Origin of the sequence: Rhodoferax potami, from assembly GCF_032193765.1 — a bacterium.
In the GTDB taxonomy this organism is placed as follows: Bacteria; Pseudomonadota; Gammaproteobacteria; order Burkholderiales; family Burkholderiaceae_C; genus Allorhodoferax; species Allorhodoferax potami.
The window spans coordinates 3,336,299-3,350,294 of sequence record NZ_JAVBIJ010000001.1 but is presented as its reverse complement, the minus strand read 5'-3'; the positions used below and the strand labels follow the sequence as shown (position 1 = coordinate 3,350,294).

Here is a 13,996-nt window from a genome sequence, read left to right as displayed (position 1 = left end):
TTGCAGCGCTGCAGCAGTTGGAAATGGCGGGCAACACAGGGGTTTTGCCTCGGATTGCCGCTTGTAGCCCGCCGTAGACTCTGAAAGAATGGCTGAACACGCACGATCGGCACACCCGAGGAACACCACATGACCATGATGACAATGATGCGCCAATTCACGATCCGGCTGCGCATGCTGGGTGCCATTGCTATGGTGTTGGCGCTGCTCAGCATGTTGGGCTTGGGGGGGCTGTGGGGCATGGGGCAGATCAAAGACCAGAGCGATGATTTCTTGTCGCACTCGTTTGCAGAAGTGCAGCACCTGTCTCACCTGCGTGGCGCGCTCGCCATGGTGCGCATGGCAGAGAAAGACATGATCATCGAATACGAGCGCCCCAACGAGGTCGAGAAAGCCTATACCCGCTGGAAACAGAACCTCGCAGAGACCGAGAAGGTCGCCAATGGATTTTTGGAGGGCGAGGAAGACCCGGACAACGTGGTGGTGCGTGAGCTGATTTTGCGCTTGCAAAGCTATGCCAAGTTGTTTGAGCCTGTCACCGTGCAGCTCAAGAGCAGTGGCTATGAATCTGCCACCACTGCCAACCGCATGAGCCAAAAGGCACTGGCCGAGTTCTTGGTGATCGACAAGCAGGTGTCAGAGCTAGAAGTCATTCTGAACCGGGAGGTCGAAGAGTCGGTGCAAGACCAGCAAAAAGTGGCCGAGGTGGTGCGCTGGGTCTTTATTGCGGCACTGGCAGTGGCATCGCTGGTGGTGGTGCCGTTGACCATTTTGAACATGAACTCGATTTGCCAACCCTTGGAGCAAGCCCGGTTGTTGGCCCAGGCGATTGCCGGGGGGGATTTGTCGCAACGGGTGGTGGTGCATGGCAAAGACGAGGTGGCTGATTTGCAGCGCACCCAACAGGCGATGCAAGACGGCCTGAGCGCCCTGGTTTCGCAGGTGCGCAATGCGAGTGAGAGTGTGGCCACGGCCAGCCAGGAAATTGCCTCCGGCAACCAGGATCTGTCGATTCGCACCGAAAAGTCTGCCAGCAGCGTGCAAGACACCGTGGGCTCTCTGGCAGAGCTGACCGAAAACGTGCAGCAAACCGCCCACGCGGCACAGACAGCGCGCCAGTTGTCCGACTCGGCTTACAAGCTGGCAGCCCGTGGCGGCCAGGTCGTGACCCAGGCGGTGGGCAGCATGCACGAGATTGCCGCCAGCAGCAGCAAGATCAATGACATCGTCGGGCTGATTGATTCGATCGCCTTCCAGACCAACATCCTGGCGCTCAACGCGGCGGTGGAAGCCGCCCGCGCCGGTGAGCAAGGCCGGGGTTTTGCGGTGGTGGCGTCCGAAGTGCGGATGCTGGCCAAGCGCTCCGCCGCAGCGGCCCAAGAAATCAAGGGCCTGGTCAGCACCAGCGTGCACGCGGTGGATGGCGGGGTCAAGCTGGTGGAAGAGGCCGGTGCCGCCATGAAAGAAATGGTGGACGGCGTGCAGCGCGTGGGCGAAATCATTGGCGAAATTTCTTCGTCTTCCACCGAGCAGTCCAGTGGTATTGCGCAGGTCAATCAATCAGTCGGCCTGATCGACCAGGCGACCCAACAAAACGCCGCCTTGGTGGAGCAGAGCGCAGCCGCAGCCCAGGGCTTGCGCGAGCAGGCTGATGCCTTGGCACAGGTGGTGCGCCAGTTCCGCTTGCAGGGCAGTGCCGCCTGATGGCGGGCGCGGACCAACCCTTAGCCACTCCTGTAGCGATCTCTTTTCAAGGCTGGTGCCTCGCGCTGGCTTTGTCTTTGGGGGCTGCTGTTTCTCTGGGGATTACCCGTTTTGCCTATGGCCTGCTTTTGCCAGCCATGCGCACCGATCTGGGCTGGAGCTACACCCTGGCTGGCGCCATGAACACGGCCAACGCGCTGGGCTACTTGATCGGGGCGCTGTGGGCGCCCCGTTTGTTGCGCACCCGCGGCCCGGGCGAGGTGCTGTGGCGCGGCGCGGTGCTGGCCTCGGTGTTCATGGGCCTGAGCGGGTTTTTTACAGATACCACGGCCTTGCTGGCGCAGCGCTTGTTGGCCGGTGTGGCGAGTGCGCTGGTGTTTGTGGCCGGTGGTTTGCTCGCAGCCCGCTTGGGCGCACGTTTTCCGCGCCATAACGGTTTGCTGCTGGGCATGTACTACGGTGGCACCGGCCTGGGCATTGTGTTGAGTGCCCTGATGGTGCCTTGGCTGTTAGAGGCGTTTGCCGCGCAACCGCATGGCTGGCAGTGGTCGTGGTGGGCCCTGGCTTTGGCTTGCGCTGTGGGTACCGCTGTGTTGGTGTGGCCGGCGCGGGTGATGTCGCGCTGGGCGCTGCCGGGCGCACCTGCGGGTGCGGGCGGGCCGCAGCAGTTTCACTGGAGGGATTTCCGCTTTGGCCTGGCCGGGTACACGTTTTTTGGGGTGGGCTATATCGGCTACATGACGTTTGTGGTGGCGCTCCTGCGATCCCAGGGCACATCGGCTGCGGCGGTGACGGTGTTTTATGCGCTCTTGGGTGCGGCGGTGATCGCCTCCAGCCGCATTTGGGCGGGCCTGCTCGACAAGCACCAGGACGGCCGGCCCTTGGCGACGCTCAACACCCTCTTGGGGGTGGCCATTGTTTTGCCGTCGCTCACCCAGTGGTGGCCGGCGTTACTGGCCTCGGGTTTGTTGTTTGGCGCGGTGTTTTTGTCGGTGGTGGCGTCCACTACCGCCTTGGTGCGGCATAACTTGCCGCCGACCGCGTGGGCAGCGGGTATCAGTGCGTTCACCACGGTGTTTGCGGCCGGCCAGATTGTGGGCCCCACGGTGGTCGGCTGGATCGCAGACGGCCCCGGTGGCTTGGCGCGGGGGCTGGTGTTCTCGGCCGCTGCTTTGTGGGTGGGCGCGGCGCTGGCGATACGTCAAAAAGCACTGCAGCGCTCGTGAAACCTGCGTACATCGCTATATATTTAATAGTAAATATATAGGGAGGCTCAATCGTGTGGATGTGGTACCGGCGCGTGGGGATTGTTTTGTTGGCAGGTGTGGTGGGCATGACGGCATGGCGCCACCGTGACGATGCCTGGGTGCAGGCTCTGTGGCGCCCAGAGGCCCCGCCCAAACCGGTGGTGTTTGACAACGGGTCGGTGCGGGACAGCGCGGTTCGCATGCCGCCACAGCCCAAGGCGGAGGGCCCCGACAACCTGCCCGGCCAGATGAAAAAGTGCATCAAGGGCAAACAGGTGGTCTACACCGAGCTGCCCTGTGAAGCGGGCGCCAAGGTGGCCGCCGTCACAGGTGGCAATGTCACGGTGGTGCCCTCCGACACCCCCAAACCCGCCACGCAACCCCAAGGTGCACAGGCACCCGCCGTGCGCAGCAACCTGCACGACGCCCTGGATTTGAATGGCAATGACAACCTCCGTGACAAGATGATGGAGCGGGCCATCAACCGGTAGCACGGCCCCATTGCCTTGAATGCCGCCAAGTGGTCGGAGCGCTTGCCACGGCTGATGCTGGTGAAACTGTGTGCGCGCGTGCCCGGCGAAGCAGCGCCTTACCCGAGCTGCCTCTAGCTCCCGCAGAATATGCGTTCGCAGCTATCAAAGTAGTAGCATTTTCATGAAAAAGGGCCCGTAAGGGCCCTTGGTTTTTTGAGCGCGCTGCGTTTTACTTCAGCAAGCCTTCTGCACGCATGGCGGCTTGTACGCCGGGGCGCTCGCCAACGCGGGCCCGGTAGGTCAACAGGTTGGCAAAAGTGCTGAGGTCTACTTTTACCAGACGGGCCCAGTTGGTCACGGTGAACAGGTAGGCATCGGCCACGCTGAAGGTCGTGCCGAGCAGGTAGTCCTTGCCGGCCAGCTCGCCGTCCACCCATGCCAAGCGCTTCGCGAGGGTTTGTTTGGCTTGCTCTTTGCCTTCGAGGGGCGCTGCCGGGTTGAAGAGGGGGCTGAAGTTCTTGTGCAGCTCGGTGCCAATAAAGGTGAGCCACTGCTGCAGCTGGTAGCGCTCAAAGGAGCCGTTGGCCGGGGCGAGGTGCTTTTCAGGCACCAGGTCTGCCAGGTACTGCACGATGGCCGGCGTTTCATGCAGGCTGCGGCCGTCTTGCAAGACCAAAAACGGCACGTAGCCCAGCGGGTTGATCGTGTAGAAGTCGGTGCCGTCAGGCAACTGGTGGGTCTTGGTGGGCGCGGAAATGGCTTCAAACGCCAAGCCGGCTTCGTGCATCACGATATGGGGTGCCAGCGAGCAGGCGCCTTGGGAGTAGTACAGCTTCATGGTGGGCCTTAAGTAGGTGAAGGCAGCATGCTAGCGGACATGGGCTGCACGGATGCTTTGCACGGCCTTTTCCGCAATCATGATGGTGGGCGCATTGGTGTTGCCGGTCACCAGGTCGGGCATGATGGACGCGTCCACCACCCGCAGCCCTTGGATGCCGTGCACCCGCAGATTTGCATCCACCACGGCCATCGGGTCGCTGGCGGGACCCATTTTGCAGGTGCCGATCGGGTGGTATTCGGTGTCGGAGTGGTCGCGCAAAAACTGCTCGATTTGCGGGCGGTTGTTGCGCTCCACCGGGTAGAGCATCTTGCCGCGGTAGGGCTGCAAGGCCGGCGCTTCCATGATGTCCAAGCCCATTTGGGTGCCGCGCACCAGGGCCTCGAGGTCTTCAGGGTCTTGCAGGTAGGCGGGGTCGATCAGCGGTGCGTCCTCGGGGTTGGCACTTTGCAGGGTCACACTGCCACGGCTCTTGGGCCGCATCAGGGTGACGTGCAGGGTGTAGCCGTGGCCGAGGTGCGGCTTGCGGGTGTGGTCGTCCACGATGCCGGTGCAAAACGCGAGCTGGATATCGGGGATGTCGAGCTCCGGGCGTGTTTTCATGAAGCCTTGGGACTCGGCCACGTTGGTGGTGATCCAGCCGGTGCGCTGGCTGCGCCATTCAAAAATGGACTTCAGCATCGCAAGCGCGCCACCGAATGAGAAGCCCAGCGTTTCGCGCTGGTGTTGGGTGCGGTAGATCAGCACGGTGGTGATGTGGTCTTGCAGGTTTTGACCGACGCCGGGAAGGGCGTGCCGCACCGGAATGCCATGGTGGCGCAGGTGCTCTGCCGGTCCGATGCCTGAGAGCATCAACAACTGCGGCGAGCCGAAGGCGCCGCTGCTGACCAGCACCTCGCGGCGGGCGCGCAGCTCGTGCATTTGGCCCTTGTGCTCGTACTGCACACCGGTGGCGCGCGGGTCACCGTGGCTGCTGTCGAGCAGCACCTTGTGGGTGTGGGCTTGGGTGATGACTGTGAGGTTGCTGCGATGGCGGTGGGGGGTGAGGTAGCCCTTGGCGGCACTCCAGCGTTCGCCGTCTTTTTGGGTGACCTGGGCGGGCGCTACGCCCCATTGTTGGGTGCCGTTGTAGTCGGGTGTGCGGGGCAGGCCCTGGCTTTCGCACGCCTCAATAAAGGCCTGGTTCAGCGGGCTGGGGCTGCGCAGGTAGCACACGTTCAGGGGGCCGCCCACACCGCGCAGGTCGGTGGCGCCGAAGCATTGGTTGTTTTCGGATTGTTTGAACAACGGCAAGACATCTCGGTAGCTCCAGCCGGGGTTGCCGTGGTCTGCCCAGCGGTCGTAGTCGGCAGCGTTGCCGCGGGTGTAGACCATGGCGTTGAGCGAGCTGCTGCCCCCCAGCACTTTGCCGCGTGGCGCGAAGCCGCGACGCCCGCCCAAGCCGGGTTGCGGCACGCTTTCATAGTTCCAGTTGAAGATGCCGAGCGGGGCGGTGGCTGCAAAGCCCAGCGGTGCATGGATAAAGGCGCTGGTGTCCGGGCCACCGGCTTCGAGCAGGCAGACGGTGGTGTTCGGGTCTTCGCTCAATCGGCCTGCGAGCACGCAGCCGGCAGAGCCGCCGCCGACGATGATGTAGTCAAATTCTGTGGGGTTCATACGGTCTCAATCCAGGTAGCCGGGGTCTATGCGTTGCAGTTTGCGCAGCAGCGCCGGCCAGACAAATGCGCCACCCAGCCCGCCGGTTTGCACCCGCATGGACTCGGCCACACCGCTCACAATGCGCGGGTCGACATGGGTCAGGGCGCCACCGCCCGATTGGGCGGCGAGTTGGATCTGGCAGGTGGCCTCGAAGGTGTACATGCTCAAAAAAGCATCGGCAATGGTTTTACCCACCACCAACAAGCCGTGGTTACGGAGCACCATGAAATTGGCTTGCCCGAGGTCGGCTTGCAAGCGCGGCTTCTCGTCCGGGCGGAAGGCGACGCCTTCATAGTCGTGGTAAGCCAAGGACGCCAGCACAAAGGTCGATTGCTGGCTCAACGGCAGCACGCCATCCTTTTGGGCACTGACAGCGACACCGGCCCGGGTGTGGGTGTGCAGCACGCAACCGGCGTCTTCCCGCGCTTCATGGATCGCGCTGTGAATCACAAAACCGGCCGGATTGACGGAGTAGGGTGAGTCATTCAGCTTATTGCAATGCTGGTCCACTTTGACGAGACTACTCGCAGTGATTTCATCAAACATCAATCCGTAAGGGTTGATGAGGAAGTGGTGATCCGGGCCCGGTATGCGCGCACTGATGTGGGTGAACACCAGGTCGCTCCAGCCGTAATGGGCAACCAGGCGGTAGCAAGCAGCCAGATCCTGGCGCAGCTGCCACTCTTGCGCACTGACTTGGGCTTGCACGGATGAAGCGGGCATGGATGCCTCCCTAGTTACAACAGGGCCCAGCGTACTTGCATCGCGATCGATACACTGTAAAAAAACTAACAATTCAGGGTAATCACTAAAGGGGAATGGATGACACACTCCAAAGCAGAGTTATTAAAAAAAATGTCAGTCAACACCTGGTTTGATGGCTTGCCTATTGCCGAGCGCAAAGCGCTCTTGGCGGTGGCCATTGAGCAAGAAGTGTCTCCGGGTGAAGCGGTGTACCGCCGTGGGGATGCGAGCGGCGGCTTTTATGGCGTGCTCTCCGGCGTGTTCCGGGTTACCGCTTCGGGGGAAGATGGGCGCGAGGGGATTTTGTCGGTCCTGGAGGCCGGACACTGGTTTGGTGAGACCTCCATGGTCGACGGGGAAATCCGGCCCCACGACGTCGTCTCCCTGCAGGCAGGCACTCTGCTGGTGATTACGCCCCGTGATTTTCAAGGCCTGATGCAGCGGATCGGGTTTGTGCAAGGCATCAGCGTGCTGCTGGCGACCCGGGTGCGGGGTTTGTGTGGGTTGGTCGAAGACTCGATGTTGCGCTCCACGCGCACCCGGGTGGCGCGGCGCCTCATCAGCCTGGCCCGCGGAGACATGACCCTGTCCCACCAGAGCCGCAGCGGTGTGCAGGTCTCACACGAAGAACTGGCCATGATGCTCGGCGTAACGCGCCAAACGCTTGCCAAAGAGCTCAAGTACCTAGTGGGCGCAGGCGCGCTCGCGCTAGGGTATGGGCACATCGAGTTCCGGGACACCGAGCTCTTGAAGCGCGAGGCGGCGCTCGCTTAAAAGGGCGACGGTGCCCAGGCCTGTCATCCAGTCGAATTGCGTGGGGTCGCTGCTTGGTCCCATGGTCCCGAAAGGTGCTATCGAATCAGGAGCAGTTCGCTCAATATCTATTAAGGTGATGGGCGCTTTTATTCACTAAGCCAGCGGCTGTCAGGACACCAAGCCCCCGCACTCGGCAAAAAGGGGAGCTGCCGTTAAAATAGGCAACTCCCTTTCTTTTTGCGCCGGCCGGACCCGCATCGTGGTCCGCCCTTGCGCCCCCTTGCCATGTTGTACCCACAAGAATTCGACGTCATCGTTGTCGGCGGCGGCCATGCCGGCACCGAAGCTGCGCTCGCCGCTGCCCGCATGGGCAGCAAAACCCTGCTGCTTTCCCACAACATCGAGACCTTGGGCCAGATGAGCTGCAACCCCAGCATCGGCGGTATTGGCAAAGGGCACCTCGTCAAAGAGGTGGACGCCATGGGCGGTGCGATGGCGCTGGCCACCGACGAGTCGGGTATTCAGTTCCGTATTCTCAACAGCAGCAAGGGCCCTGCAGTGCGCGCGACCCGCGCGCAGGCGGACCGCGTGCTCTACAAGGCCGCCATCCGCCGGATGCTGGAGAACCAGCCGAACCTCTGGCTGTTCCAGCAAGCGGTGGACGATTTGATGGTCGAGGGCGACGGAGACGGCGCCCGTGTGGTGGGTGCGGTGACACAGGTTGGTATCCAGTTCCGGGGCAAGACCGTGGTGCTGACTGCTGGCACCTTCTTGGACGGCAAGATCCATGTGGGCCTGAACAACTACGCCGCCGGCCGGGCAGGGGACCCGCCCGCCGTGTCGCTGTCTGCCCGACTCAAGGAACTGAAGCTGCCGCAGGGCCGCCTCAAGACCGGCACCCCGCCGCGGATCGACGGCCGCAGCATTGACTTCAGCAAATGCATTGAGCAGCCTGGTGACGGTGTCGCCGGTGGCATGAGCGATGTGATGCCGGTGGTGAGCTTCATGGGCAACACCGCCATGCACCCGCAGCAAGTGCCGTGCTGGATCACCCACACCAACGAGCGCACCCACGACATCATCCGCAGCGGGTTTGACCGCAGCCCGATGTTCACCGGCAAGATCGAGGGCGTGGGCCCGCGCTACTGCCCGAGCGTGGAAGACAAGATCAACCGCTTTGCCGACAAAGACAGCCACCAGATCTTTTTGGAACCTGAAGGCCTGACCACTCACGAGTACTACCCCAACGGCATCAGCACCAGCTTGCCTTTTGACATCCAGTACGACCTGGTGCGCAGCATGGCCGGCCTGGAAAACGCGCACATCTTGCGCCCCGGCTACGCCATTGAGTACGACTACTTTGACCCGCGCTCGCTCAAGAGCAGCTTCGAGACACGCCAGATCGGCGGCCTGTTTTTTGCCGGCCAGATCAACGGCACTACCGGCTATGAAGAAGCGGCGGCACAAGGCATGTTCGCAGGCATTAACGCGGCACTGCAAGTGCGCGCCATGGGGGGCTGCAATGTGGCGCTGAGTGCTGCTGGTGCTGCCAGCTATACCGGCAGCAGCTGGTTGCCCGGCCGTGACCAGGCCTATCTGGGTGTGCTGGTGGATGACCTGATCACCAAGGGCGTGACCGAGCCTTACCGCATGTTCACCAGCCGGGCCGAGTTCCGCCTGCAGCTGCGTGAAGACAATGCCGATGCCCGTTTGACCGAAGTGGGCCGCGAGCTGGGCTTGGTCGACAACGCCCGTTGGGACGCTTTCTGCCGCAAGCGGGATGCTGTTTCACGTGAAACAGAGCGCCTGCGCAGTATCTGGGTCAACCCCCGCAACCTCGCTGCCGACGAATCCGAGCGCGTGTTGGGCAAATCGATTGAACACGAATACAACCTTGCCGACTTGCTACGCCGCCCGAATGTGAGTTACGGCGGATTGATGTCACTGGACCATGGAAAGTACGCCAACCGTGATTTGCTGGACACTGTTTCACGTGAAACAGCGGGCCTGCCGGCGACGGATCTGGCTGAGGCGGCATTTGTAGCGGCTGTTGTGGAGCAGGTGGAAATTGCGGCCAAGTACTCCGGTTACATCGAACGCCAGAAGGATGAAGTCGAACGCGCCGCCCACTACGAAAACCTCCGCTTGCCTGAAGACCTGGACTACATGCAGGTCACGGCCCTGAGCATTGAGGCACGCCAGCGCCTGAGCAAATTCAAGCCGGAGACGCTAGGGCAGGCTTCCCGCTTGTCGGGCATCACCCCGGCGACGATTTCGTTGTTGATGATTCACCTCCGGAAAGGCAACTTCCGCGGCTTTGTGGAAAAGGCGGAGGCGGTATGAGCGGGGCAGGGCATTCGGAGCAATTGGGTCGGGCTTGTGCGGCGCTAGGCCTCACCTTGCAGCCTGCGCAGTCGGCGGCGCTGCTGGAGTACATGGGCTTGATCCAGAAGTGGACCAAGGTCTACAACCTGACGGCCGTGCGCGATCCAGCCGAGATGCTGACGCACCACCTGTTTGACAGCTTGGCAGCGATTGCACCGCTACAAAAACAGTTGGCGGTGCAGCAGACAGCAAGTGTTTGTGGTGACAAACCCCGCCTGCTGGATGTGGGCTCCGGCGCTGGCTTGCCCGGTATTGTGATTGCGATTTGTTGCCCCCACATCACGGTGCACTGTGTGGACACGGTCGCTAAAAAGGCAGCGTTCATTCAGCAAGTGGCGGTGACCTTGAAGTTGCCGAATCTGCGTGGCATTCACGCCCGGGTAGAGAGTTTGAGCGAGCCCTACGATGTGGTGAGCTCGCGCGCTTTTGCATCGTTGGTCGACTTTACGACTTGGTCAGAAAAGGCCTTGGCAGAGCAGGGTGTGTGGATGGGTATGAAGGGCAAGCACCCTGCGGATGAAATGGCTGCGCTGTCCGCTTCGGTGGAAGTGTTTCACGTGGAACAACTTGTGGTGCCGTGGTTGGATGCGGAGCGGTGCATTGTGTGGATGCGTAAGCGGGTGGTGGGCTAAGCCTTTTCGCTTTTCCCTTTGGCGAGGGTTGGGTGGGGTCACGCGTTTTGCTCCGTGTCCCCCGCCCGCTGCGCGGGCTCCTCCTTGACCTGCGCAAAACGCGTAACCCCACCCAACCGCGCGGTGTGATTGATCCTCTTGCGGCCTGTTGAGTTTCTGGGCGCTCTTCGTAGTCTTGGGGTAGGCGTGAACCCCAGAGTGAGGTCAAGGAGGAGCCTGCGCAGCAGGCGGGGGACACGAACGGCGGGGCTCACGCCTACCCCAAGACGTGCTCAGCAAGATCGTTAATGAGCAAGCTGCGCACAGGCAAGTTTCACGTGAAACAACACGCCGCTGCCTTTCTATCGCCCGCTTGATGGAACCCAACGCCCGCCACGAAGTTTCCAACGTAAACTCGACGCCTTCCCCCCGAAAGAAAACCCATGCTCGGCGTCACCGATTACGGCACCTTTGTCATTACCATCATCGTGTTTCTGGCGATCCCCGGCCCGGGCAATCTCGCGCTGGTCACGTCTACCAGCAAGGGTGGCATCAAGGGTGGGCTGGCCGCAACCCTGGGTGTGATTCTGGGTGACCAAGTGCTCATGTGGTCTGCGGTGGCCGGCGTAGCAGCGCTCTTGGCGGCGTATCCGGATGCCTTTCATGCCGTGCAGTGGGCGGGTGCCGCGTACCTCGGGTGGTTGGGCTTCAAGATGCTGACGGCCAAACCCGGCGCAGCACCGGTGCTCAACATCAAGGCCGGCCACTACTTGCGCCAGGCGCTCCTGATCACCTTGCTCAACCCCAAGGCCATTTTGTTTTACATGGCCTTCTTCCCCCTGTTTGTGGACCGCACCAGCCAACAAGGGCTGGTGACGTACGCCTTCATGGCGGCCACTATCGCTTTCCTCACATTTTTGTACGGGCTGGGCGCCACGCTGCTGACCCACTTTCTCGCCGAGCGCGTGCGCGCCAACCCCATGATCGGGCGGGTGCTCGAGAAGCTGGCGGGCCTGTTTCTGGTCGGCTTCGGTATCCGTCTGGCCTTGCAGTCGGCCAAATAAAAGTCCCGTTGAACCGGTTTTCTGTTTTCTCACCCTGAGCGCTTTATGGCCAAAATTTTCTGCGTTGCCAACCAAAAAGGTGGCGTCGGCAAAACCACTACTACCGTGAATCTGGCGGCCGGACTGGCCAAAGTCGGCCAGCGCGTGCTGATGATCGATCTCGATCCCCAAGGCAATGCAACCATGGGTTCGGGCGTAGACAAGCGCAAGCTGGAGCTCACCGTGTACGACGTGTTGCTGGAATCCGCCTCAGTGGCAGAGGCCCGCACTCGCAGCGAGAAGCTGATCGAGGGTGGCTGCAGCTACGACATTCTGGGTGCCAACCGTGAGCTTGCCGGTGCCGAGGTCGAGATGGTGGAGCTGGAGCGGCGCGAGCGCCGTCTCAAGCAGGCGCTGGCTGTGGTGGACCATGAATATGACTTCGTGCTCATCGACTGCCCCCCATCCTTGAGCATGCTCACCCTCAACGGCTTGTGCTGCGCCCATGGCGTTATCGTGCCAATGCAGTGCGAGTACTTTGCACTCGAAGGGCTGACGGACTTGGTCAACACCATCAAGCAAGTCAAAGCCAACCTGAACGACGACTTGCAAATCATCGGCCTGCTGCGGGTGATGTTTGACCCGCGCATTACCCTGCAGCAGCAGGTGAGCGAGCAGCTCCGCGCCCACTTCGGCGACAAGGTGTTCAACACAGTCATCCCCCGCAACGTGCGCCTGGCCGAGGCGCCCAGTTATGGGGTGCCGGGCGTGGTGTTTGATCCCCAGTCCAAAGGGGCACAGGCCTTTTTGACCTTCGCGCAAGAGATGGTGGACCGCATCAAGGTGATGTAGGCGCCATTGCAAGCCAAATCCACCTTTGGCCCAGACGCTTGTTGCCCCAGTAGCTCCTGAATTCATAGCAACCATGTCCACTCCTACCATCCTCCTACTGCCAGGCTGGCAAAACTCCGGTCCCGCCCACTGGCAAAGCCGCTGGGAGGCGCTGCACGGCTTCACCCGTGTGCAGCAGCACGACTGGATGCAACCCCTGCGGGGTGACTGGATGATGCAGCTCGAAGAAGCCATATTGGCTGCGCCCACACCCGTGGTGCTGGTAGCGCACAGCCTGGGTTGCATCCTCACCGCCGCCTGGGCCCAGCATTCGCAAAACACCCACCGCGTGAAAGCGGCCTTTCTGGTCGGGCCCGGCGACCCGGAGCGCGAAGAGCTGCAAGCCCCGCTCAAAAGCTGGTGGCCAGTGGTGATGGACAAACTGCCGTTTCCCGCTGAGCTGCTGGGCAGCCGCAATGACCTGTATTGCACCTTCGAGCGGGCACAGCAATTCGCCACCGCTTGGGGGGCTGATTTTGTGGACTGCGGCAACGCCGGCCACCTCAATGCCGACTCCGGCCTGGGCGATTGGCCCGAGGGCATCGCCCGCCTGCACGCGCTGATGGCGCGCGCAGGCTGATCCGCCGGCCACCACCACACACGATATCAAGAAGGAAAAGAACATGGTCACCAAAAAACCCAAAGGCCTGGGCATGGGCCTCGAAGCCCTGCTCGGCCCCAAAGTGGTCGATGCGCCCCCGGCTACCGAGTCCACGGGCACCACCACTGCTGCTGCCCCCAGCACCTTGCCTTTGGCTGACATGGTGGCCGGCGTGTACCAGCCGCGCACCCACATGGACGAGGGCGCTTTGTACGAGCTGGCCGAGTCCATCAAGGCGCAGGGCATCATGCAGCCGATTCTGGTGCGCAAGCTCGATGAGGCAGATGCGGCACCCAACATCGGCGAAGGCCGCAAGCGCGCCATTTACGAAATCATTGCTGGCGAGCGCCGTTTCCGCGCCGCCAAGTTGGCCGGCCTGACCGAGGTGCCGGTGCTGGTGCGCGATGTGCCTAACGAGGCTGCGGCCGCGATGGCGCTGATCGAGAACATCCAGCGTGAAGACCTCAACCCGCTTGAAGAGGCCCAGGGCCTGCAACGCCTGATCAAAGAGTTCGGCCTGACCCACGAAACCGCGGCCCAGGCCGTAGGCCGCTCGCGCAGTGCTGCCAGCAATTTGCTGCGCCTCTTGAACCTGGCCGACCCGGTGCAAACCATGCTGATGGCTGGCGATATCGACATGGGCCATGCCCGTGCCTTGCTGGCACTCGACCGCGCCACCCAGATCACGGCGGCCAACCAGATTGCCACCAAAAAGATGTCGGTGCGCGAGGCCGAGAGCCTGGTCAAGAAGCTCGGCGCCGAGTTTTCGCTCACCCCGCAAAAGCCGGCCAAAGAGAAATCGCGCGATATCAAGCGGGTTGAGGAAGAGCTCTCTGACCTGCTCATGGCGCAGGTGGATGTGCACATCAAAAAGCGTGTCAAACGCCACGGCCGCATGGAAGAGATGGGCGAAGTGGTGATCCAGTTCGGCTCGCTCGAAGAGCTTAATGGCCTGATCGACCGCCTGGCACCCGGCGGTAATCGTTAACTGCAAAGCGCTATGAA

13 protein-coding genes are annotated in these 13,996 nt (G+C 61.9%); 10 read left to right on the top strand and 3 right to left on the bottom strand.

Going from position 1 to position 13,996, the window contains the following annotated elements:
- Nucleotides 1-129: 129 nt before the first annotated feature.
- Genes RAE21_RS16190 through RAE21_RS16180 form a run of 3 tightly spaced genes read left to right on the top strand, consistent with a single transcriptional unit; the run spans nt 130 to nt 3,442 of the window.
- On the top strand, nt 130-1,704 hold the full coding sequence (locus RAE21_RS16190; RefSeq protein WP_313882244.1) for a methyl-accepting chemotaxis protein: 1,575 nt from the start codon (nt 130-132) through the stop codon (nt 1,702-1,704).
- The gene (locus RAE21_RS16185; RefSeq protein ID WP_313882243.1) at nt 1,704-2,930 is read left to right on the top strand and encodes a YbfB/YjiJ family MFS transporter; all 1,227 of its coding nucleotides are present in this window, start codon (nt 1,704-1,706) and stop codon (nt 2,928-2,930) included. Before RAE21_RS16190 ends, RAE21_RS16185 begins: the two co-directional genes overlap by 1 nt.
- A gap of 53 nt (nt 2,931-2,983) precedes the next feature.
- Nucleotides 2,984-3,442 (top strand): hypothetical protein, encoded by a 459-nt coding sequence (locus RAE21_RS16180; RefSeq protein ID WP_313882242.1) that lies wholly within the window; start codon nt 2,984-2,986, stop codon nt 3,440-3,442.
- Nucleotides 3,443-3,653: 211 nt separating this feature from the next.
- Here RAE21_RS16180 and gstA read toward each other — a convergent pair whose 3' ends face one another.
- The 3 genes from gstA to RAE21_RS16165 are packed head-to-tail and all read right to left on the bottom strand — an operon-like array spanning nt 3,654 to nt 6,683.
- Nucleotides 3,654-4,262 (bottom strand): glutathione transferase GstA, encoded by a 609-nt coding sequence (gene gstA / locus RAE21_RS16175; RefSeq protein ID WP_313882241.1) that lies wholly within the window; start codon nt 4,260-4,262, stop codon nt 3,654-3,656.
- A gap of 30 nt (nt 4,263-4,292) precedes the next feature.
- Nucleotides 4,293-5,918 carry a GMC family oxidoreductase gene (locus tag RAE21_RS16170; RefSeq protein WP_313882240.1) on the bottom strand — a complete coding sequence of 542 codons (1,626 nt, stop codon included), beginning with the start codon at nt 5,916-5,918 and terminating at the stop codon, nt 4,293-4,295.
- Nucleotides 5,919-5,924: 6 nt separating this feature from the next.
- Nucleotides 5,925-6,683 (bottom strand): class II aldolase/adducin family protein, encoded by a 759-nt coding sequence (locus RAE21_RS16165; protein WP_313882239.1) that lies wholly within the window; start codon nt 6,681-6,683, stop codon nt 5,925-5,927.
- A 99-nt stretch (nt 6,684-6,782) separates the two neighbouring features.
- Here RAE21_RS16165 and RAE21_RS16160 point away from each other — a divergent pair, with 99 nt between their 5' ends.
- From RAE21_RS16160 to RAE21_RS16130, 7 genes are all read left to right on the top strand, one after another.
- The gene (locus RAE21_RS16160) at nt 6,783-7,478 is read left to right on the top strand and encodes a Crp/Fnr family transcriptional regulator (protein WP_313882238.1); all 696 of its coding nucleotides are present in this window, start codon (nt 6,783-6,785) and stop codon (nt 7,476-7,478) included.
- 267 nt (nt 7,479-7,745) lie between these two features.
- Nucleotides 7,746-9,803 (top strand): tRNA uridine-5-carboxymethylaminomethyl(34) synthesis enzyme MnmG, encoded by a 2,058-nt coding sequence (gene mnmG, locus RAE21_RS16155; RefSeq protein WP_313882237.1) that lies wholly within the window; start codon nt 7,746-7,748, stop codon nt 9,801-9,803.
- A complete protein-coding gene (gene rsmG / locus RAE21_RS16150) occupies nt 9,800-10,477 on the top strand; it encodes a 16S rRNA (guanine(527)-N(7))-methyltransferase RsmG (RefSeq protein WP_313882236.1) in 678 nt (225 codons plus the stop codon). The genes mnmG and rsmG overlap by 4 nt, the downstream gene beginning before the upstream one ends.
- Nucleotides 10,478-10,899: 422 nt before the next feature.
- Entirely contained in the window at nt 10,900-11,520 is a 621-nt protein-coding gene (locus RAE21_RS16145; protein ID WP_313882235.1) for a LysE family transporter, read from the top strand.
- 45 nt (nt 11,521-11,565) lie between these two features.
- Nucleotides 11,566-12,351 (top strand): ParA family protein, encoded by a 786-nt coding sequence (locus RAE21_RS16140; RefSeq protein ID WP_313882234.1) that lies wholly within the window; start codon nt 11,566-11,568, stop codon nt 12,349-12,351.
- A 73-nt stretch (nt 12,352-12,424) separates the two neighbouring features.
- The gene (locus RAE21_RS16135) at nt 12,425-12,970 is read left to right on the top strand and encodes an RBBP9/YdeN family alpha/beta hydrolase (RefSeq protein ID WP_313882233.1); all 546 of its coding nucleotides are present in this window, start codon (nt 12,425-12,427) and stop codon (nt 12,968-12,970) included.
- Between the two features lie 43 nt (nt 12,971-13,013).
- A complete protein-coding gene (locus tag RAE21_RS16130) occupies nt 13,014-13,979 on the top strand; it encodes a ParB/RepB/Spo0J family partition protein (protein WP_313882232.1) in 966 nt (321 codons plus the stop codon).
- The last annotated feature ends 17 nt before the right edge of the window (nt 13,980-13,996 follow it).